Here is a 21,442-nt window from a genome sequence, read left to right as displayed (position 1 = left end):
TCGATTTAGAAGTGGCCGACGAGCCTGTCGGCAGTGCCGATCGTAACCCACCCGCGACCGCAAAGTAATTCTTATCCTTCGATCGGGTGGTTAGGGATGCGCACGCGCATAACTTGGCCCCCAGCGCGCGATCGGCCCCTAGGCGCTGTCGCGAGAACAGGCGATATCAATCGAAATTGACGCGGTGCCTTAGCGATCGCCGGCGCCGGATTGGCCGGAAGACCTTGCATGCATGTCTGCCAGCTCCTTGGACGCCGGCTGCAGCCGGTCGGGGTGTGGTAGCGACACATTAAATTTGAACTGGACGGGATTGATTTCCACGACGCAGTCCGGGTCACGAAGCAAACAAGCCGAGGCCTCACGCCAATGCAAATCCTGCAAGACGTATTCGGGCCACGCCGGGTGTCTCAGAAAGGCAACCAGGCTGCTGATCAGGACCGGGTAGGCAACTAGAGGCACGAGCTGACGGATCAGGATGACGAACCACAGTAATGTGACAATCGGGATGTAGAAGTATCGGGCGGCGCCGATCAGCGTTTCTGGCATTTCGCGATACTGAGCAAGTGTCGCGGATAGCACCATGGCGCACGCGAGCAAGGGAAAGGTCCTCTCGAATTCGTGGCGCCGGAGGAGAACGACGATGACGAATACACAAAGGACGGCAAGCGCCAGAACGATGGTGCTTCCCACCAAGAGCGGCAGTCGCGTATAGGGAAGCAGATCGTAGCCGACAATCATCCAGAGGAATCGATAGACGAGGACCGAAAAGAACGTCGCGGGAGAGACATCCCACGTCCCAGCGGGAATTTGGTACTCTCGCGACTGGAGATAGGCCAGCTGAATTCCAGCAGTAGCGATCGCGATCAGCAGTAGAACAAGGGACTGACGTGTTCGGCTGAAATAGAGCTTTGCAGCAAATAGCGGCAAATAGATTAGCGTGAATGGTCCGGTCAGTCCCATTAAAATGCATAAGACATAGTCTGTTGCCGCTTGAGCGCGCGTTTCCGGCGGCCGCGACATCGCGAGAAGGATCAAGCCTAAACCGCAAAATGCCCAATGTGCGTTGATAAGATTCAGGAATGTTTCGTTCTTGACTGGCGCGAAGGTGATCGAGATTGCAAGAAGGACGCGCGACAGGCGATCGAATGGCAGCCTGCTTGAAAGGGCATAGAGCGCGACGATCAGCAGCAACGCCGTGGCGATCAGCTCATAGACCGCCGGCGTGGCCGCTATCGAGAAAAAAGTGGAGGCAAACAATGCACCGAGCCGTTCGACGGTGTAGAGGGCGCCGCCATTCGGCTCGAGTAGCGACCTCATTCCCCCGGTGATCGCCTGCGTAAACAGCACAGGACCATCCTCCGCCCAGAACTGAGGTCGCACGAAACGGTCGGCGCACCGGAGATAGAGGCCTCCGACAGTGGCGGCGATGACCAAGAACTTTTGGGAGCAATTAAGAGGCGAGACGGGCGCTTCTAAGGGAGGCCGCGTATTGTGATGGTCTCGCATCGAATTCAAGTTTCCTGAGCGGGGCGACAATGATTTGGGTTCCGTATTGACAATCATTCACGATGATACGTCCGGAGAAGCGGTCATAGACACTCCTGATGGCGCCACCACCGTCCAGCATTTTGAGATTGCGCAGTTACTGGCGCATCGAGACAATTTTCATTTCGTCTACTCGTCACTACTTAAAGGCAACCGCCTCCGTAGGAGGCAAAGCGACCTAGGTCAATCCGTTAAGGTAAGACGCGGGACTGAAGCCCCCGCTTAGTGATCCGGGCCCGCTTGCGCCTGCGTCTTCGACTCATCCGGAATCTGCAACTCCGACAGCTCGAGCCCGAAGTCCCGCTCGTAGAACCAACTCTGGCCTCCCTCGACACTCATCCGGATCGTCTTAACGCGCCGGCCGGAGATCCCTGCGAATTCCTCGGTCGTCGTGATCGAGGGCGAGAGCAGGAAGCCCGCCCGGCCGAGCGCGGGCACGATCTGGTAGCTGACCGGCAGGCCGTCGTCATAGACGATGTTGAGCATCACCTGCGGGGCCTTGTAGAGCGCGCCGACCAGCCGCCCCAGCAACGTGGGCCGAACGTCGATGGTTGCCCAGGTGCGCAGGCCCGGATCGATCTCGACGACCTGGTCGAAGGCGAACCGCCCGCTCCTGATGGGCCGCCGCGAGAACGACAGCGGCGCCGGCCGCCGCTCATAGACCAGGAATCGCCCGCTCGATGTCAGACGATAGCGCGACCAGATCTCCGGCCAGGAGCGACCGTCGTCGGTTGACGGGTAGCGGTCGTTGACGTGCTCCTCCGGCCGCATCTCGAACAGGATGAAGCGTGGCGCCCGCTCGGAGCGCAGGAAGGCGGCGTTCTGCTCGGACAGCTTCTCCGTGTGTGCGTTGAGCGAGAGGTAGGCCGGCCGCGGGTCATAGGTCAGGCCGGGCTCGGCGAGCACGACGCCGGTCTTGCGCGGGTAGATGTCGGCCGTCCCGGTGAGGCCTTCCGGCAAATCGGCGAGATGGCGGATCTGCGCGCGCAGGCGTTCGCCGCCCGTGGCGGCGTAGTCGTAGTTGCCGCTCAGCGCGGCAACCATCGACGCCGCGTGATCGCGCATCCAGCCGAGGCCGAGCGCCAGGTGCTGCGGCTGGAAGTTGGTCCAGGACAGCACCAGGCAGCAGGCGCCGATCGACAGCGCCGCCGCGGCGCGCGACCAGGCCGAGCCGACAAATCCGATCAGCGTTGCCGCGAGCGCGACCATGATCACGGACTGCTCGATCTGATTGCCGCCGAACGTATGCTTGAGATTGACGAGCGAGACGCCGGCGGCGAGCACCGTCAGCAGCAGGCGGTCGAAGAGCGGCCCGCGCGAGAGCAGGCCGACGGCGACGAGCCCGGCTGCGGCCAGGTACGTCACCGCCACCGTCGCGGGCCCGTAGGGTTGCCAAAACCCCTTCGACATGGCGTCGCTGTAGCCGCCCGACAGATCCGCCGATGCCTGCAGCCACACGGCCAGGTTGCCGATCTGCTGCCCGGCGAGCAGCCAGCAGCCCAGAACGCTCGCGGCGAAAAACAGGCTCAGTGCCGGCACCTTCCTCTGGCGGACGTCCCGCAAACCGATCAGCCCGAAGACGCCGACATAGATGGCGGTCAGGCTGAATTTGACGAGTGCTGCCGCACCGAGGAGCGCGGTCGCTGCATAGAGCAGCACCGTGAGCCAACGCGATGGCCGCTCGCCGGAAAGGGAAATAACGCCCACACACAGCGCCGGCGCGATCCACAGCGCCTCCGTCCAGCCGATCGCCCAGACGTAGGCGTTTGCGAGCGCGAGCAAGAGGCCAAGCGCGCGGGACCAGGCGCGATCGAAACTGCGCCACACCACGGCGATCAGGAGCGCAGCCGTCACGCCAGCGAAAGCGGCGTGGAAGGCGAGCAGCGGCTTGACGTGCTCCGGATAGATCGGAAACGAGGCCAGCAGGCCGAGCGGGCCGTAAGTGAAGACAACCTCAGGCCCCCACTGCGCCCCCTGCCGCAGGAGCGCCGGCTGCGCCATCGCGAAGGCGAGATCGTCAGAGAGATCCCCGAGATTGCCGAGCAAGTGATTAAACGGTGGCCAGGGCGGAAGGCCGACCACGCACAGGACCACCAATCCAGAAGCGAGTAGACCCGCTGTCACCCTACCAATCACACAAAGCTCCTGACCGCGATCCACCCGCTTATAACTGCGAACCCCGTGAATGCAATCGATGATAGATTTGTATCTGCGCTACCAAGTGTGGCGTAGCCGTCCACCGGGGACGCTCCGCGCGGACGGCCGTTTTGCCCCATCATTGTCCCTGCATAACGGGGGTGCGAGCCGAGCACGGTGCCCGATCTGGAACACGACGAAAAGCACCGCTTTAAATGAGAGTTGCCCGCGAAGATGTGGCCGTCGGGGGCCGCCGCGGAGCGGGCGCTGAGGAATGGACGCCAGGTCCGCAGGAGGACTGAGGCGATATAACGTAGCTGCCGCTTGTCCCTCAGAAATTCAGCTTCTTGAATATAAACCAGGGGAGACGTGAAATGACGAAAGCTATTCCCGCCCAAAACCCTGGAAAAAAGCGCGCTCCAAAGTCGTTGCGAGCGTTCCCAATTACATAATTTGCGACTTGTGCAGGCGAAACGGTGGGGAACAAGAGACGCTGGCCAAACGATTGTTGAGTTTCGACGTAGCCGAGCCGAACGAACTGGACCAGCAAGCCGGTGCCAACGGTAAGATGGCGTAGACTTTCAAAGTAGCTCTCCAACCCCCGCTTTGCGGCGGAATAAACTACATTAGCCTTCCTGCCGCGACTGGCGGCGATCGAACCGAAACCGACAATGCGCGCCTGCTTCTGTTGCAAAAGCCGTGGCAAAAAGTACGCTGTAACCACCATCACGACGGTCAGGTTGGAATTCACGATCCTCAGCGTGTCCTCCGTATCCAGAAATCCGACGTCGTCTCGACGCGATGCTCCAATCGGAAAATAGAGCTCGTTGATCTCACCGAACTGCGAAGCGGCCGCCGCAATCCTGTCCACACAATCCGGCGGAACGCTGGCATTGGTGGCGACCGTTTGCACCTCTACGCCGTGAACCAATCGAAGGTGGGCGGCGAGCGCATCGAGATCCTGCGCATCGGTTGCCACCAAAAGCAATGCCGTACCACGCATTGCAAGTGCGTCACAGAGCGCCCGTCCTACACCCGCGGATGCTCCAACTACCAGTGCCCTCACAGGCCCAACCTTTCGGACAGGGTGGAACGAAACAGGCGCTTAGAGTCGAAGGCATGGAGCGTGCTGCGGAATCGATCGGCTTCGGGATAGCAGGCGTCGACCACAGCGCGGGGCAAGCGCGAATCCTTAATGATATTGGGCAGGCCGCCAAGCGCAATGACTCGCTCGTCGAGAAAAGCCATCAACCGATCGGCGGCTGCACCGGCTGGCACATTCAAGGCGAGGCAAATGCCTGTCCCGGTAAAGCGGAGCAACTCCCGCGTTCCTGCGAATGCCTTTGCCGATGACAATGTGATCGGCAGAGGCCGCTCACGGACGTAGGTTCGGACTGATTCGACATAGTCCTCAATTGCCTCGTCAGGGAGGATCGCCTGATACTCCCGAAAGCCCGCGGCACCGAAGAGTTGAAAATATAGCTGCGTTTTGTGAGCTGGAAAAAGCGCATCCTGCAAGGAGATGACCTGACCTTGCAAAGTAGACTTTTGCCGCCGTCGAAACTCCAGGTTAAGGCCGCGGGCTGCGATCGCACTGATCAAGGAAACTGGCCAGCGACCGCGGCTTTCGGATGACAGCACCGGCGGTTCTTCGTCCGGCACAGCCGATGCGCCCTTGTCGACGAATCTGCCCTCAAACAAATAGCCGCTTCCAAAACTGGCCTTCGATGACGCCATATCGTGCCATGTATAGGCAAAATCAGCGTCGCGCGCGGCGAGCCGAAGGCGATCGAATCCTTCTGCGGCACGAGCAAACGGCACGGCTCGCATTTGGACCCAAGTCGCCGGCGCCGGTGAGGCGCGAAGCCGTGCCCGGATGATGTGTCCTGTAAGTCCGTAACCACCGCAGGTCAGCCGAAACAGGTCCGGATCTTTCAGCGGAGATAGCTCGAGCATCCCGTGGGACGGATGGAACAAGGTAATCGACTCGAGCTGGTTGATAAACGTGCCATCGCGACTCTGGCTCTTGCCGTGGACATCGGCGGCAATACATCCTCCCACAGAAATTCGGCCGTGCCCCGGCTGAATCGGCAGATAGAGCCGGTGCGCGGACAGGAAGCGGTGCAGTGCAAAGAGCGAGATGCCCGCCTCGACCTCAACGACATGGCGCGCGGAATCGAAATCCGTCACACGATCGAAAGAACGGTGCGAGACCGACAATCCATCTTGCAGGAAGCTTGCTGCTGCATAAGAAAGTCCGGAGCCGCGCGAAATGCGCGGTGCTTCGCTCAGATCGCTTCGCCAATAGCGATAGCGATCGGGCTGCTGTAGCTGCCCCCGGGCACGGATACGACCATCGAAACTGACGAAATCTTGGTCCGCCCGCGGAGCATCGGATACTCTGGATGACAAGACCTGCCCCCCCGGAACAGTCACCGCGACCGCGCCTTCAGCGCGTTGAGCTTGGACGGCACGCCCCAGAACGCCATCGGCTCGTAATCGGGATAGGGGAAGTGACCGCGGCGGAGTTCAATCTGACTTGATCGCAAGCGCCGATGCTGCGACACCAGATCCAACACCGAGATTGGCGTTCCACTGCAGCAGTTAATAACACCATTGCAGGCCAATGGCATCTCAAGAGCCAACACGAAATTTTCAGCCACAGCATTGATTGGCAAATAATCGCGGAGCTGATCGCCTCCGGACATATTGAAAAACAGCGCGCTTCCATCAATTGCGCGATCGAGGTGCGCGAGTAGGCTGTTTGGGTTTTGTCCCTCGCCATACATGTAGAACAGCCGCATCCATTGCAGGGTGAACGGCTTTTGCTGCTGTAAGAACTGCAGAGATTTCCGCAGAGAGTCCTTGGCAAAGCCATACGCCGTGATCGGCGCGGTTGCGGCTTGTTCGGTCAGTGGCCCGTACTGCATGCCATATTCAAGACAGGTGCCCGCCACCATAATTTGCGACACACCCGCATCCACGGCTGCTTCCAGAAACGCCAAGTCAGCGGGGAGATTGCGGCCGAGGTGAAAGAAGTCGCGATAGTTCGGTAGACCGGGCCAAGCCAGATGGATCAGCGCATCGGGCCGAACATCCCCAGAAACTAGTGGTCGGAAGTCGCCGTGAAGGTCGCAGGAGATAAAGTGGACCTGCGTAAACCACGGCATCAATCGCGCTTTGTCAGCATCGCGGGCGACGGCGGTGACGGAATGACCTTTGGCGAGCAGCGCGCTGATGACGTGCCGCCCTACAAACCCCGTCGCACCCGTCACCAGAACCTTCACGGCAGAACCTTGAGTTCCGGAACGGCGATGACGAATTTGCTGCCCGACCCTAAAAGCGGCTGCTGTTGCTGGACCACCTCTTCGGCAATGTTCCAGGGGAAGATGACAACCCAATCGGGCTTGAACTTTGCAAGTTCGGACGGCGGCAGAATGGCCAGATGATTGCCCGGCATATAGCTGCCTTGTTTTGAGATCGCGGCATCGCAGACGAAGCTCACGAGGTCGGGTTTGACCCCCGCATAGTTCATCAGCGTATTTCCCTTCGCAGCAGCACCATACGCCGCGACCGATTTACCTGCGCGCTTTTGGGCAATCAAGAATTCAACAAAATCATCTTTGACCTTGTCCGCCTTCTGCTGAAATCCCTTGTAAATGGCCAGGTCACGCAAGCCATAAGCATTCTCTTTCTCCAGCATATCCATCACAACGGACCGCATCTTCCGCGGGTCGCTTTCGTGGCATCCGTAAATGCGCAGGCTCCCGCCGTGGGTCGGCAGTTCCTCCAGATCGAAAATGCGCAGCCCCGCCTTTGCAAATATGCCAACGACGGCGGTCAGGGAGAGATAAGAAAAATGCTCATGATAGACCGTATCGAATTGGTTGAACCTGATCAGGTTCATCAGATGGGGAAACTCGAGGTTGATGGTACCGCCCTGTTTGAGCGCGATCCGAAGGCCATCCGTGAAGTCGTTGATATCAGGTACGTGCGCGTAGACATTGTTACCGCATATCAGGTCGGCGCGCTTGCCCGCTTCCGCCAGCTCCGTCGCGGTCGCCACGCCGAAGAACTTGCGCAGCACCGGAACGCCAATCTTTTCCGCTGCGTCAGCGGTGCTGCTGGTGGGCTCGACACCGAGGCATGGAATGCCGGCCGCGACGAAGTTCTTCAGCAGGTAGCCGTCATTGGAGGCGACCTCGATCACGAAACTGTCGCGGTTCAGCTTTAGGATTTCAGCGATCCTCTCCACATAACGCGCCGCGTGCTGCAACCAACTGCGCGAGGTCGAGGAGAAATACGCATAGTCGCGAGAAAACAATTCATCGGCCGCCGCGTAGTCCTCCGTCTGGACCAACCAGCATTTGTCGCAGACGTAGAGCCGCAGCGGGAACGTCGTCTCCGGCGCTCGCAACTGGCTCGCCGAGAGATAGGCGTTCGACGGAGGAGCGTGACCGAGATCGAGAAAGACGTGTTCGAGTTCATGATGGCAATGACGACATTTCATACCACTATTCCTTCGAAATTCTTGTCGAGAAGCGGATGATGGAGGTCCCTCTCGGACAGGTCGGTCGGTGTCAGTGGCCACGCCACGCCGATCATCGGATCATCGAAACGAACTCCGCCTTCTGCTTTAGGGGCGTAAAACGCGGTATGCAGATAAAGTAGTTCGGAATCCGGCTCTAGCACCTGGAAGCCATGGGCACATCCTTCGGGGATAACCAGGGCCCGGCGATTTTCTGGCGTGAGTTCCAGCGACGTCCACTTTCGGAACGTTGCCGACCCCTTGCGCAAATCGACAGCCACGTCGAACACGCGCCCCCTAAGGCAGCGGACAATCTTCATTTCCGCATGTGGCGGGAATTGAAAATGCAGCCCCCTGAGCGCGCCCACGCTTCGGGTGACGGAGTGATTTATCTGAACGATCGATCGCGATCCGATGATGTCCTGTTGCTCGCGCGAGCAGAACAGTCTTGAAAACCTCCCGCGCTGGTCTTGGTTGGCCATGCTCTCGGCAACCCAGACACCCTCGATGCCGGTCTGCTCGAGCTTCATGAAGCCTCCCCCTCGGCCCACGCCAGCTTCCGCGCGTTAGCGCGTGCCACATAGCGCGCGAGTTGCGCACGGCTGACGACCTCGCCTCGTTCGAGCCAGGCTTGATACCATTCGGCAGTGGCACCTACACCTTCGTCGAAGGTCCACACTGGCTGCCATTGCATTCGCTGACGGGCCTTGTCGCTATCGACCTGGAGCAGCTGCGCTTCGTGCGCTTGAGCCTGGCCGGGGTGATACCATTCCGCGGCCGGCCATTGCCGCTTGATCGTGTCGAGGACCTGCCGAACTTGGCGGTTGCCTTCCCGATCGGGCCCGAAATTCCAGGCCTCGGCAAACGTGGAATCGCGTCCGACCAATTGCTGTCCGAGCATGAGATAACCCGATAGGCATTCGAGCACATGCTGCCAGGGTCGCGTTGCCGTTGGCGATCTGATCTCCACGGGCCTACCGTGCTGGATCGCACGCACCAAGTCCGGAATCAGACGATCTTCCGACCAGTCGCCACCGCCGATCACATTGCCAGCGCGCGCCGTGGCCAGCAGTGGCGCGTCAGGCGAGTTGAAGAACGATTTCCTGTAGCTTGCGGCAACCAGTTCGCACCCGGCCTTGGACGCGCTGTAGGGATCATGCCCTCCTAGACGATCGGTCTCTCGATACCCCCATACCCACTCGTTGTTCTCGTAACACTTATCGGTCGTCACGACGATGATCGCGGTTAGGCGCCTGGCCTCACGACATGCGTCGAGCACATTTGCGGTCCCCATGACATTGGTGGCCCAAGTCTCGAGGGGCGCGTGGTAGGAGCGGCGCACCAGTGGCTGAGCCGCCATGTGGAACACGACCTCCGGATCAGACTCCCGTATCTGATCGCGTAGCGGTCTCTGATCGCGAATATCGATGAAGTGCGACTCGATATCGAGGTTCAGTTGGCCGAAGTGGTGGGGATCGGTCTCCGGCGGAAGTGCGATTCCCGTGACCTTTGCGCCCAGTTCCTTGAGCCAAAGGGTCAGCCAGCTTCCCTTGAAGCCGGTGTGTCCAGTAACCAGCACATGGCGGCCGTTGTAGATATCGCCGAACATCATCACCAAATCTTCCAGGGCGCCTTTCCTGACGACCACAATTCCTCGAGATGATTTTTGTCGCGAAGCGTGTCCATCGCCTGCCAGAAGCCGCTGTGTCGATAGGCGGACAATTGGCCCTCGGCAGCCAGCCGCTGCAGGGGCTGTTGTTCCCATACAGTGTTGTCACCGTCGAGATAGGAAAGCACACCGGGCTCGAGCACGAAAAAACCGCCGTTGATCCAGGCGCCGTCGCCAGCCGGTTTTTCTTGGAAATGGTGAACCATCTCGTTTTCGATGTGCAGCGCACCGTAGCGGCCGGGTGGCTGGATCGCAGTCACCGTCGCCAGCCGCCCGGCCTCACGGTGCTTGGCGATGAGCGCCGAGATATCTATGTCCGCCACACCATCGCCGTAGGTAAAGCAGAACGACTCGTTGCCGAGATACGGCGCGACCCGCTTCAGCCGACCACCGGTCATGGTGAGTTCGCCGGTATCAACCAGCGTCACGCGCCAAGGCTCGGCGAACTTTTGATGAATCTCCATGCTATTTTCGCGCATGCTGAACGTAACGTCGGACGTGTGCAGGAAGTAGTTGGAGAAATACTCCTTGATGACGTAGCCCTTGTAGCCAAGACAGATCACGAAATCATCGATTCCGTGCCCCGAATACATCTTCATGATGTGCCAGAGAATTGGCTTACCGCCGATTTCAATCATCGGCTTTGGCTTGAGGTGGGACTCTTCGCTGATCCGGGTCCCCAATCCACCGGCGAGAATGATCGCTTTCATCTTGTCTCCCAGTCAACTCGAGAGCGGAACTACCGCGAATGGGCCAGCAGCATAAGGCGTTGCGTCCAGATGTCTGGACCAAGCAAGTCCCTTTTTTGGGGCAAATGCTGAAAACCCTTATCGGCACGCCCGGCCAAAATCAAGGAAATCCGGGCCTTACTCGATAGACCCCCGTCGCAAGAGGAGAGCCCGGCGCGGCGCGAAATCGTAACGTCAGGTACCAACCAGCCCTCCCGGGGGCGCCGCGCTCGTTCACGACGCTGCGACCGTACGTTGGGCGTGTGTGTATCGGCGGTTCACCGCAAAGTTTGGCCGCCCGAGGCCATTCTTGTAGGACCGGGCTACGTAAAGCGCCGTGAACGCCGCAGTAAATCCGAAATACGTGCAGCCGCACAACAGGTTCAGCAGCAGCAGCCACGGGCTTTGGGTCAGGATGTATGCAGATCCCAATATGGCTGTGAGCAGGAGCCATACCGGAAGCGCATAGATTGGCAAGCGCAAGGGTAATGTGGTCGATGACAGGATGCCGGCGATCGCAAAGATCGTCATTCCAACGAGATTGTAGTTTGTCTTCCCGGCGATGCGGCGTTGCCGCTTGTAGGGTAGACCAATCCGTTTATACCCGATCCGCGAGATCGACGCACGGATGAACGGGAATGAGTTGTGGTCGTTTACAATGGCATCGCGAACTTCGGAAGTAAGCAACGAGAACTCGGCCATGTACAGGATAATATCTTCGTCCGCCAGCAACCGCACGACATGGTAGAAGAACTTGCGTAGCGTCTTGACGGGTCGAGCCTCCTCGCGGTCGACTCGCGCCCCATAGACGATGTCGAAGCCCTTCTCATAGTAGCTAACAAAATCCAACAGCATTTCGGGTGGGTCTTCGCAATCGACGTCGATAAAGGCGATCACCTCGCCCTGCGCGTTGCGCAATCCGCATTCCAGCGAACGCTGGTAGCCGACATTAGCGCTCAGCGTGATCACATAGACGAAGTCATATTGAGCGCGCAGCTTGCAAATTTCGGCATAGGTCCCGTCTGTTGAGGCATTATTGAGAAACAGCAGCTCGACGCGATACCGCGCCGACAGCTCCTCGATGACCGGCAGTATCCGTCCGAAGAACAATGGAACGACGGCTTCCTCATTATATACAGGGCAGGCAATCGTAATGCGTGGTAGTGGCCGATCGTTGTTCACTTCGCATACTCCGTCGTCAATTCCATGACGAAACGCCCGTGCTGCGCATCGCCATCGTCTGACAGCAATACTGGCTGACCGCTGCTCTCGACAGGCTCATAGAGTGGCAAGCCGAGGGCGGTAGAGTCCTCGCCGGTGCCCGACAAGGCCAACTCGTAGGTCCGCCCCCTGCTGGCCACGACATAGGGAAGCCTGAGAGTCATTGTCGCCCAATCCCGCGCCCCGCCGGCTTCGACATCGCCGCGCGCGAGCGGCTCCTGGCTCCCGACTTCCGACAGTTGCCATCTCACGACGCCAGTTGTCGCCTTGCCATTTGGCGTGACGAATTTCAAAGATAACCGCTTGAGGCCATCATCGGTGGCAACGAAGCGCTGCCTGACCGTCCGCGCGGCGGACAAATACACGGGCTTGCTGAAGCTGCCTACTGGAGATTGCGCTTTGACATAAGCCCGATTACCGTAGGGACCCAGTTCGAGCAATTGAAGCTGGCGTTTCAGATAGGCCACCGCTTCCGGCCTAGGATGTATGAAGCGATCCTCAGGAACCGGATCGAGTCCCCAGACATAAGTCTGCGCTAGACTACGGTTGAATTCGTGTGCGTCGGCATAGACTCGCCATGCCCGGCCGTAGCTTACGAACGCCGCGCAGGCAAAGAATCCCGCCAGCACAAAAACGACACGGCGCGCAAGTATCGAGTGAGCTTGTTCACCCCACCATCCTTGCACCAGAGCGGCGCCGACATAGTAAACCTGACCGAGCAACAAATAGGAGCCGAAGATGGTGTAACGGCTGGCATTTCCGTTGGCCACGCCGTACTCGTCAAAAGTGGCTCGCGCCCAGCCCGTTGCGACCGCCGACAGCATCGCAAAACCCGCGAAGCCAAATAGAACCATCGCTGCCGGATGGCGCTTGCGCAGTCGCGGCAACGCATCCAGGCTTAGCGCTGCGCAGGTCACCAGCAGAATGCTGCCGCATATCAAGTTGACCGCGATCGACATCGGCAATTGGAACATACTGCGATATGGAAACCAAAGCAGTCCGCCGAGAGGAGCACCAAGATATGTCAGAGAGAATTCCAGCAGTTCCAACGCGCTTGGGTGCGTCGAACTGCTTTCCATTTGCATGCCCGGTAGATAGCAAGCGGATGCAACCAGCAGATTGATTACCCAAAACACAGCGAACCGGTCCGGCCGCGTGAACTTCGTCGCGGATAGCTGGAATGTGATTATGATGGCGACGAAAGCAAAGAAGCCATTGGTCAACGTAAACGCTGCCAACCAGCAACTGACCGCCGCGACAACATGGCAGCTCCAGATCTCTGGCCGTGTAAACACCAACAAGAAGCTCAGCGCGATGAAGAAGTTGGTGGCATCGAGCTGAAACATCATCGACCACCAGTGATTGTTGTGGCCGACCGGCGAAAACAGGATGAGCGAAACCGACAGGAGCGTGACCGGAAACACCGCGTTCGCTTCACCGATCAGACGACGCGCCAACCAGACGAAACATGCAAACGTCCCGTAGATAGACAGATAGAGATAGATGTATTCCGACCGGACATCCCAATCTGTCGCGACGGCGTTCATCAGCATCACTAGTCGATAGACGAGCGGCCTGGTGTGATTGTGAGGTGCCCAAAGACTCGAGACGTGAAAATTACCCTCTCGCCAGTCGGCAATCCAATGGATGAGCTCGGTATGATCCCAGAATGGTACAGTGATCGCGGAATACTGGACTGCGAACAGTAGATAAACCGCCGGCACGGCGCTGAGAGCTACGAGCAGCCAATATCCTACTTTGGGAGATACCACAGAACTTAATCGTCCGGTCATCAGCCAACGCTTCCAGGTGAACGGCCCGCATGGGCCTTTCAAACAACGAAATTGCAAGACCTGCCATAGCGGACAAGCGCGCGCAAAGCGGCAGATGTTAGGGCTGACGGCGGCCTCACCGGGTGATGAAGTCTCAATGCTGTTAGCACACGACCACGAATCAGAGGCGAGAAACCCGCAGTCCAGCCGCCCGCTGCAAGTCCGGCACTCGTCTGCCACGCGATCGACGCGTGATCTGTTCCCGATGGCAACGGCCACAGCCCTACCTGTTTAAGGGCCGCGACACGGAAAAACGCCAGCGCGGCGCCGGGCAGGTCGACCGCCTGCGTCTTCAATGCCAACGAATATGGCCCGCCGTCAGTGGCGGCGCGGCCTATCCAGGGCGTCTCTAGTTCGCCGCTCGTGTTTCTCATATAGCACCCATCGACGATGACGTTGTCTGCATTGACGACGTTGCCACCAAGCACGCCCACGCGCGGGTGCAGCTCAAACAGGCGCGTCGCTTCAACGAAGACACTTCTGCTATCGATGGACACACCATCAGCCGCGAACACCATGATCGCATCCTGACCACAAGACTTCTGGCCGCCCGCGAGGGCGTCGCCATACCAGATAAACTCAGGCAGATCGCTTGGCCGCCGCGCGATATAGAGTTCGCGCGCACCGCGGCTTTCGGGCCAGTCGGCAATCACAAAATTCTGCGGATTCGTGCAGCGCGCTATCTGTCTTTCAAGAATATATCTGACCGATTCCAGCTGGCGCGCGTCACCTTCCGAGTTGTTGGTGGTCGAGCCGCCGTGCTGCCGCCAATGATAGAGAATTTCCGGAACATGTTCGATGCGTCCGCCCCTGTTGGCGATACGGGATACGCTGTCCCAGTCCTGGCACCAATTCGCTCTCACGTCGCTATAGACTTCGGCAGCAATAGCAGCTTCGCGCTTCATGGCGCAGAGATGCCAGATCGTAGAATTGTCCAGCGATAGCAACGGATCGTAGGCTCCCCGCAGATGGGGCGCAGCCGGCCGCCCCGAGACGAGCGCGTCCTCGTCCGAAAACAGCAAGTCGGGATGACCCTTCTCGTCGATCTGGTGAGCCAGGACCTGAATGGCATCATCAGTGATTAGGTCGTCAGCATCGACTGGAACGACGTAGTCGCTTGTCGATGCCTCGAGCCCACGGCGCAGCGCCGCAACAATCCCGATTGCTTCGGGCTCCACGATCACCCGCGCCCCCCAATCGCTTTCGGCACGCTGATGGATCCTCGCGAGCGCGGCCCCGGGCATCGGTCCATTCACGACCAGCAGCCATTGCGAGGGTTTCAGAGTCTGTCGGCCGATCGCCCGCGCTAACTCGTCGAGTAGATCAAGGTCACTGCCATTGTAAACTGGCGTCACGATTGAAATCGTCGCTGGGTTGGCCGGCGTCGGGTAGCGCGCGTGGCGCGACTTTAAGTCGGCTGTCAGCCAGTCTTCATATCGAAGCCCGCGCCGCTGCAAGACTCGCAGGTGATCAAGGCGCGCCTGTTCCGAAACGGCGGCATAGGCCGTGTCGTGGGTCAAACCGAGACGTCGCGAGTAGAACCGCGTCTCAGGGACCTGTGACCAAAAGCGCGACAACCAGCGCGCGGTCTCAGTCCCGGAAGCGACCGCCGCGTCGGTTCCCTCGAGGCGGCCAACCATGAATGGCGAATAGACCACTCGCTTGCCTGCCTCTGCTGCCATCGCCCCGAGCCAGGGGCCGAGCATTTCCATCCCGACGACTTCGCGCCGCAGTTCTGCCAGGCACTGCCTTAGAAACGATGTCCTGACCACGCAATGCGCCGTAGAAACCGCCGAAACCGAATGCGCCTTCCACATGCGCGCGCCTTCACCGGGGTCGGTTAGCTGGCGTCCCCGCTCCGGACAATCGCAGCCGTCGCCGAAGCCGAAAACGCGTGGGCCATCGACGATCACGGAGCCATCATGTAACCGGCCTCCGACCATCACCGCATCGGTGAACAATTCAAGAAGCGCCATGGCGTCCCAGCGCCACTCATCGTCGAGTGGCAAAACGCCCGGCATTAGCAAATGGACCAGATCACTGCCGATCCCATCGACGGCATCGGCGAGATCGGCAAGGCTTCCGCGCCCCAACACAATCGCCGTTGGGTCCGCGACCGCTTCCACGGCGTTATCCGCTGCGCCAATCAGAATCGTCTGGATCGATTGCTCATTCGATCGCTTTCGCCGAAACCACCAATCCACATTGTACTGGAACAGCGGACTGTTCACGAGTTCGATGTTCGTAGCGCCGGAGCGATCCAGAAACCTCTGCAGAGTCTGACGGTGCGACTCGGTAATGTAAGACTTCGATTCGATGTTTCCGGATGTCGATGCAGTATGCATCCGCCAACTGTAGAGGGCTTCCGGAACATGCTTCGGCTCTTTGCCGGCGAACATAAAACGGAAGAAGCTGTCCCAGTCGTGACAACCTTCGGCAGAGGTATCGCTGTATAAGCCAAGCTGGATTGCCAATTCGCGATCGATGGCACAAAGGTGGGCGATGTAGCATGAGTGAACGAACAGCACGGGATCCCAATCCGGCTTGAAATACGCCGAATGAAATCGCCCTGAATCCAGCTTGTCTTCATCGGTGAAGAGCAAGGCGGGATAATTGTTATCCTCGATAAAGCGAGTGAGAACGTGGACGCAATCGGGCTCAACTAGATCGTCGGAATCGAGCGGCAGAATATAGCGGCCGGACGCCCGCTCGAGGCAGTACCGCATTCCACCAACGATGCCGAGATTGTTCTCAACGCGCTCGAGCCGCACGCCGGGATGTCGCGCGAGCCTTGCGAGGGCGTGACGCGTCCCCTCCTCTGTGGAGCCGTTGTCAAGGATTAGCCATTCGAAATGCATCCCGCCATCTTGAAGAAAAACGCTATTGCCAAGCTCTTCGAGAAATCGAGGTTCGGTATTGTAGGCCGTGGTTACGAACGAAAGCAGGCCGGGCGTCTGGTGGTACATTCCACCCGAGCGACGACGAGCGAGGCTCGTCTTGCGATATACTTCGTAGTCGCTCTTCGGCGAGTACGGCAGGCCTGGCGCAGCAAACTGCGTCATTTCCTGCGTGGACTTGCGGATGCCCTCCAGTCGCGCAATCAATTCCGAAGCTATTCCGTTTAGGCTCTGATCCCAGTCAGTTGGTAATTCCATCGCGCCGGAGGGATCGTAACTCGGTAGTCCGCAATTAATCCGCCCCGCCGCATTTACAACCGCCTGCCCTATGCTTTCAGCAGTAGGCTCCGCAACGATGATGTTGGGCGAGAGCGCCCGCAGCCGCTCCGCCGTTTTCACCGAGAAACTGTTGGTGACGACCAGCTTACCCGAGGCAGCCATTTCCAATGGCGGATAGCTCGGATGTGGCGACAGCATTAGCGACAGCATTAGATCTGCGGTACGCACGCGCCGGGCATATTCGTCAAAGCTCATCCATGGCAGCGGATTGAGCGTGACGCCTTCGCCGAGTGCAATCGGCGGAATCTTTTCGCCCATCGCCCACACTTCCCAGTTGTCTTTGTCGATGGCGCCGGACGCAACGGCCCGACGCAGCGCGACTAGACCAAGTTCGAACAGATTGCGGCGAGCTATGCTTGGGCGCGCATAGAACAACAGTACTTTCTTGCCAGATGGTGGAGAAGCGACGGGAAAATAATGGCCGCGATCGAGAGCCGGATTGAACCATAGCGCGTCGGCCACAAACCCGGGATCTGCGAAGCGTCCGGCACCTTCCTGAATCAAATGATCGAGCAGGAGTCGAGTATTGATCACTGGGATATGCGGCAGACCGTAGGTTTCGAACGCGCGAGCCTGAAGGGTGGAACCTTCGTGCAAGATCGGCTCGAAATCCTGAATCAGGTAAATGAAAGTCTTGTTGACAGTCTTGGCAACAGCGTAAGTCGCAATCTGTGCAGTCCACCAGGCGGTCGCGAAAAATACGTCACGAATGCCGATCGAGATCGGTCTGGTGCGGTCGAATCCATCGACGATCTCAATACGATCCCTGTCGACCGGCCGGTTTAGTAACCTCTCCATGTATGGGAACAAGGCGGCGTCTTCACCCTCCAGCGGCGCATCGCACGCAATCAGCCGAATGCGCTCTCCGCGCTCCGCTAGCATGGACGCGAGCAGCAGCGCGGTGATGGGACCGCCGGACATGTGCTTGAGGCGGAGACTGGGCAACAGCACGTTGACGGAGGGGCGAACGGCGAGGTCGTCGGCCACTTCGAAATTGAGCGGAGGGCTCAGATGATAGCCTGGCACCTGCGAAATGAGCTCAGCGTCCGAGGTGCGGAAGGCGGCTTTCGGGTCGCCATCCTGGAGCACACTTGAATAGACGTCGAAGGAACTGATCAGCCCACGGTCACGAATATACTGCCCGATAGCGCGACCCAGCTGGGTCTGCCTCATGTGCTGTTGATAAAACGCGAAACCGCGTCGCAGAACGAACTTACGAAGACGTTCGACTCTGGCCACATTGCTATTTGAAAGGAAGCGCCGGAGCGACTTCACGCGTGCACCGAGGATCGGACGAAGACTGGAGATCCGGGAGGCATCGAACTCCAGACTTCGCATGCCAGTTAAAAGGCGCCGCGGTGTCGCCATTATGCGCCAACTGGTCGATCCTAGAATTTCATCCAGCTGATTGCTTAGCTGCTCGCTTCCCTGCTTGAGATCCGAGATTGCCTCGGCTGACGCGGCGAGATCGCGCTTAAGACCCGAGATGATATCGGTTGACGCAGCAAGGTCGCGCGCCATCTCAGGGAGCATCTGTTCGGGCGACGAAGATAGATTGCTCCAGATATTCTTGGTCTGGTCGAAGATCGGATCCAGTTTGTACGGAGTGCCGCTCCATTCCTTGTTGGCCGGAAGAACCAGCTCCGCGCGGCCGGAAATAACGCGCAGACCGAGGCCGTTCTTTGCAGCGGCCGATTTCCTCACGACGCACATCGAATTGATAAATTCGACCGAATGAACCAGCGCCAAGGTTTCTTCATCTAGCCCGCAGCCGTATTCCTCAAATATGCCGCGCAAAACTTCGCCGCGGGCCTCGGGCACCCCCCAATGCTCATGGTTGATGACATCGGCAAGGCGTTTGAAAAAAAAGATCGAGGAATAGGGGTGGTAGAGTCCGCCTTCGAAACGATCCCAGTAGCTGCAATGCAAATCCTCGGCGATGAAGAGGCCGCCCTCCGAAAGATTCGGAAAATAGAGAGCGAAGGTCTTGACGATATCCGAGGACAGATGTGACCCGTCGTCGATCACGATGTCGAACTGTGGCGACCGCTGCAGAACCGACTGCCGCGTCTGCGGGTCATTCGCATCGCCGATGACGACGCCGATGCGCGGATCATCGTACGTCAGGACCTTGCAATCCTGATTGATGTCACAGCCAACGATCGCTTCCGCATTCGGAAAGAATTGAGACCAGATCTCGAGCGAGCCGCCGTTCTGGACTCCAATCTCAAGCAGCCGGACGGGACGATCCCGCATCGACGAGAATAGGCGATCATATTCATCGAGATAGAGCGACCACTTGTCGGACATCTTTCCGGTGTGGTTGGCGTAGAGCTCGTGGAGCGTCCGTTTAATCATTCTTAACCTGCAACTCGACCCGCTCGAACGGAATGCCGACGAGTCCGTAACGAACCTTGCTTGAAGCGACGTTGACGATCAACGCATCATGCATCCAATGATGCTGGATGTTGTCATGGCGATCCCCGTCTGCGACGGACGCCATGACGGCATACTGCCCGTTCGGGAGCATCGGCAAACGGAATTCAAACACGCCTTCAAATATCGTGTCCGGCTTGATGCGTACCGGCATCCGATCAGTAAATGGAAGGGTGTTCTCTCCGAATAGGTCCTGCCCCAAGCGGTCGCGGATCAGAAATCCAAGGATTGGCTTGTCGAGCGGACTATGTGCTTTGGCGCGGACAGTCATGCGAACACGCTCGCCGCCCGCGTAGACCCCCTCGGGACCGGCAGACAATTTCGTCAAAGAAACAGACTGAATTTCGGCACGGCCGGTTTTCCAGCCGGCAGCTGCGTTGGTATTGTCCTGTACGCTGGCCACAGCGCCATAATCCACGATTGGGGCCGTGTTCGGGTCCACTACCGATGTTTGAGACGCCGGCCCTCCCGTCAGCTCGTCTGACGCAACCGAGATCAACTTGGCTTCTTCGCCGTAAACTTCCTGAAGCGTGAATTGAAGGTAGCTTTCGGACACCTCTCTGGAACTGCCGGTCATCTGGACCTGGCCGTGCGATAGCCAGATTGCCGATTCACACAGGTTCTGTACGGCGGCCGTATCGTGACTAACGAACAACAAGGTGCCGTGCTTTTGAAACTCCCTGATGAACCGCATGCATTTTTGGGTGAACACCGCATCCCCGACTGCGAGCGCTTCGTCGACCAAGAGAATGTCGGCGTCGACATGCGCAATGACCGCAAACGCCAGACGGACATACATGCCGCTGGAATAGGTCTTCACCGGTTGCTCGATGAAGTCACCAATATCGGCAAATGCAGCGATCCGCTCGAAACGGCTGTCGATCTCGGCCTGGGTCAGACCGTAGAGCGTCGCGGCCATATAGACATTCTCGCGCCCAGTGAATTCCGGATGGAAACCAGCCCCCAATTCTAACAGAGCAGCTACGCGACCGTTGACCCTGATCGTGCCGCCGCTAGGATTCACGGTTCCGCAGATCATCTGCAGCAGGGTCGATTTTCCGCTGCCGTTGCGCCCGACAATGCCAACGGTTTCGCCCTTCTTGACCTCAAAGGAAACGTCTCTCAGAGCCCAGAACTCATGAAAATACTGCTGCGGCGGCTTGCCGATCATCGCTCGCAGCCGCGGAAGCAAGGACTGCTTCAAACGATCGCGCGGCTTGTCGTAGATCTGGTAGCACTTGCTGAGGTCCTCCACCTTGATCGCAGTTTCCCTAGAGGACATCGGCGAACCCCCGACGGGTCTTCTGAAACCACGCAAAACCACACCATGCGACGAGGGCGCCGCCCAAAAGATAGATCAGGTACATCGACGAGTCCGGCGCCTTCCCCCAGAACAGCACGTCCCGCGCCTGCTCGATCGCCGGCGTCATAGGATTGAGGAACAACAAACTGCGATAGTTCTCCGGAAACGCATTCACCGGATAGAAGATCGGCGACAGAAACATCAGAACCGTGGTGATCATGCTCATGAATTGCGCCACGTCGCGCAGATAGACGCCCAGTGAAGCGAGGAACCAGCTCACCCCGAGGATAAAAAGCAGCAGCGGCAGCAAGACCAACGGAATCAGCACAATGGTGAAGTGCGGAACCCCAAACAGGACCAAATACGCAATCAACCATACGCACATGCTTACCGCACCATGAAAGATCGCCGAGCCGAGCGCAACGCAAGGCAGTATCTCCAGTGGGAAAATCACCTTCTTCACGTAGTTCGGGTTGCTCAGGATTAGGCTGGGCGCACGGTTGAGGCATTCCGAGAAAAGCGTGAATACGACTAGTCCGGGAAACAGCACCATCGCAAACTCAGTCTTCGAGTCGCTCGCGATATTCCAGCGCATCTTGAAAACCACGCTGAAGACGAAGGTGTAGATGACTAGCATCAGGATCGGATTAAAGAATGACCAGAAGAGGCCAAGCACGGATCCACGATAACGTCCGACCACTTCCCGGTGCACTAGAGCGGCTATCAAGCCGCGCCTGCGCCACAGGCTTGTCAGCATGTTCAGTGGAAAAATCGAAAAATCTTGCATCAGTCAAGAACCGCTGCAGCA

At 58.6% G+C, this 21,442-nt stretch carries 14 protein-coding genes; all 14 read right to left on the bottom strand.

All coding sequences use genetic code 11. From position 1 onward, the window contains the following. Nucleotides 1-189 precede the first annotated feature (189 nt). Nucleotides 190-1,347, bottom strand: coding sequence for a hypothetical protein (locus NLM33_RS43765; protein WP_254104695.1), 1,158 nt, complete (start codon nucleotides 1,345-1,347; stop codon nucleotides 190-192). A gap of 420 nt (nucleotides 1,348-1,767) precedes the next feature. Further along, entirely contained in the window at nucleotides 1,768-3,681 is a 1,914-nt protein-coding gene (locus NLM33_RS43760; protein ID WP_254104694.1) for a hypothetical protein, read from the bottom strand. Nucleotides 3,682-4,012: 331 nt separating this feature from the next. Next, nucleotides 4,013-4,747: an SDR family oxidoreductase gene (locus tag NLM33_RS43755; protein ID WP_256570595.1), complete on the bottom strand. Its 735-nt coding sequence runs from the start codon at nucleotides 4,745-4,747 to the stop codon at nucleotides 4,013-4,015. Further along, a complete protein-coding gene (locus NLM33_RS43750) occupies nucleotides 4,744-6,093 on the bottom strand; it encodes an FAD-binding oxidoreductase (RefSeq protein ID WP_254104692.1) in 1,350 nt (449 codons plus the stop codon). Before NLM33_RS43750 ends, NLM33_RS43755 begins: the two co-directional genes overlap by 4 nt. A gap of 20 nt (nucleotides 6,094-6,113) precedes the next feature. Further along, nucleotides 6,114-6,968 carry an NAD(P)-dependent oxidoreductase gene (locus NLM33_RS43745; protein WP_254104691.1) on the bottom strand — a complete coding sequence of 285 codons (855 nt, stop codon included), beginning with the start codon at nucleotides 6,966-6,968 and terminating at the stop codon, nucleotides 6,114-6,116. Further along, nucleotides 6,965-8,191 (bottom strand): class I SAM-dependent methyltransferase, encoded by a 1,227-nt coding sequence (locus NLM33_RS43740; protein WP_254104690.1) that lies wholly within the window; start codon nucleotides 8,189-8,191, stop codon nucleotides 6,965-6,967. Before NLM33_RS43740 ends, NLM33_RS43745 begins: the two co-directional genes overlap by 4 nt. Continuing rightward, a complete protein-coding gene (gene rfbC / locus NLM33_RS43735; protein ID WP_254104689.1) occupies nucleotides 8,188-8,739 on the bottom strand; it encodes a dTDP-4-dehydrorhamnose 3,5-epimerase in 552 nt (183 codons plus the stop codon). Before rfbC ends, NLM33_RS43740 begins: the two co-directional genes overlap by 4 nt. Beyond that, on the bottom strand, nucleotides 8,736-9,821 hold the full coding sequence (gene rfbG, locus NLM33_RS43730) for a CDP-glucose 4,6-dehydratase (protein WP_254104688.1): 1,086 nt from the start codon (nucleotides 9,819-9,821) through the stop codon (nucleotides 8,736-8,738). Before rfbG ends, rfbC begins: the two co-directional genes overlap by 4 nt. After that, the gene (gene rfbF / locus NLM33_RS43725; protein WP_254104687.1) at nucleotides 9,821-10,588 is read right to left on the bottom strand and encodes a glucose-1-phosphate cytidylyltransferase; all 768 of its coding nucleotides are present in this window, start codon (nucleotides 10,586-10,588) and stop codon (nucleotides 9,821-9,823) included. Before rfbF ends, rfbG begins: the two co-directional genes overlap by 1 nt. 252 nt (nucleotides 10,589-10,840) lie before the next feature. Then, entirely contained in the window at nucleotides 10,841-11,788 is a 948-nt protein-coding gene (locus tag NLM33_RS43720) for a glycosyltransferase family 2 protein (RefSeq protein WP_254104686.1), read from the bottom strand. After that, nucleotides 11,785-13,620 carry a hypothetical protein gene (locus NLM33_RS43715; RefSeq protein WP_254104683.1) on the bottom strand — a complete coding sequence of 612 codons (1,836 nt, stop codon included), beginning with the start codon at nucleotides 13,618-13,620 and terminating at the stop codon, nucleotides 11,785-11,787. The genes NLM33_RS43720 and NLM33_RS43715 overlap by 4 nt, the downstream gene beginning before the upstream one ends. 38 nt (nucleotides 13,621-13,658) lie before the next feature. After that, nucleotides 13,659-19,253 carry a glycosyltransferase gene (locus NLM33_RS43710; protein ID WP_254104681.1) on the bottom strand — a complete coding sequence of 1,865 codons (5,595 nt, stop codon included), beginning with the start codon at nucleotides 19,251-19,253 and terminating at the stop codon, nucleotides 13,659-13,661. After that, entirely contained in the window at nucleotides 19,246-20,613 is a 1,368-nt protein-coding gene (locus NLM33_RS43705; protein ID WP_305880510.1) for an ABC transporter ATP-binding protein, read from the bottom strand. Before NLM33_RS43705 ends, NLM33_RS43710 begins: the two co-directional genes overlap by 8 nt. Then, entirely contained in the window at nucleotides 20,603-21,421 is an 819-nt protein-coding gene (locus NLM33_RS43700; protein ID WP_254104680.1) for an ABC transporter permease, read from the bottom strand. The genes NLM33_RS43705 and NLM33_RS43700 overlap by 11 nt, the downstream gene beginning before the upstream one ends. Nucleotides 21,422-21,442 lie beyond the last annotated feature (21 nt).

Origin of the sequence: Bradyrhizobium sp. CCGUVB1N3, from assembly GCF_024199925.1 — a bacterium.
In the GTDB taxonomy this organism is placed as follows: domain Bacteria; phylum Pseudomonadota; class Alphaproteobacteria; order Rhizobiales; family Xanthobacteraceae; genus Bradyrhizobium.
Note: the sequence above shows the minus strand (reverse complement) of the source record. Positions and strands in the feature narration are given on the sequence as shown.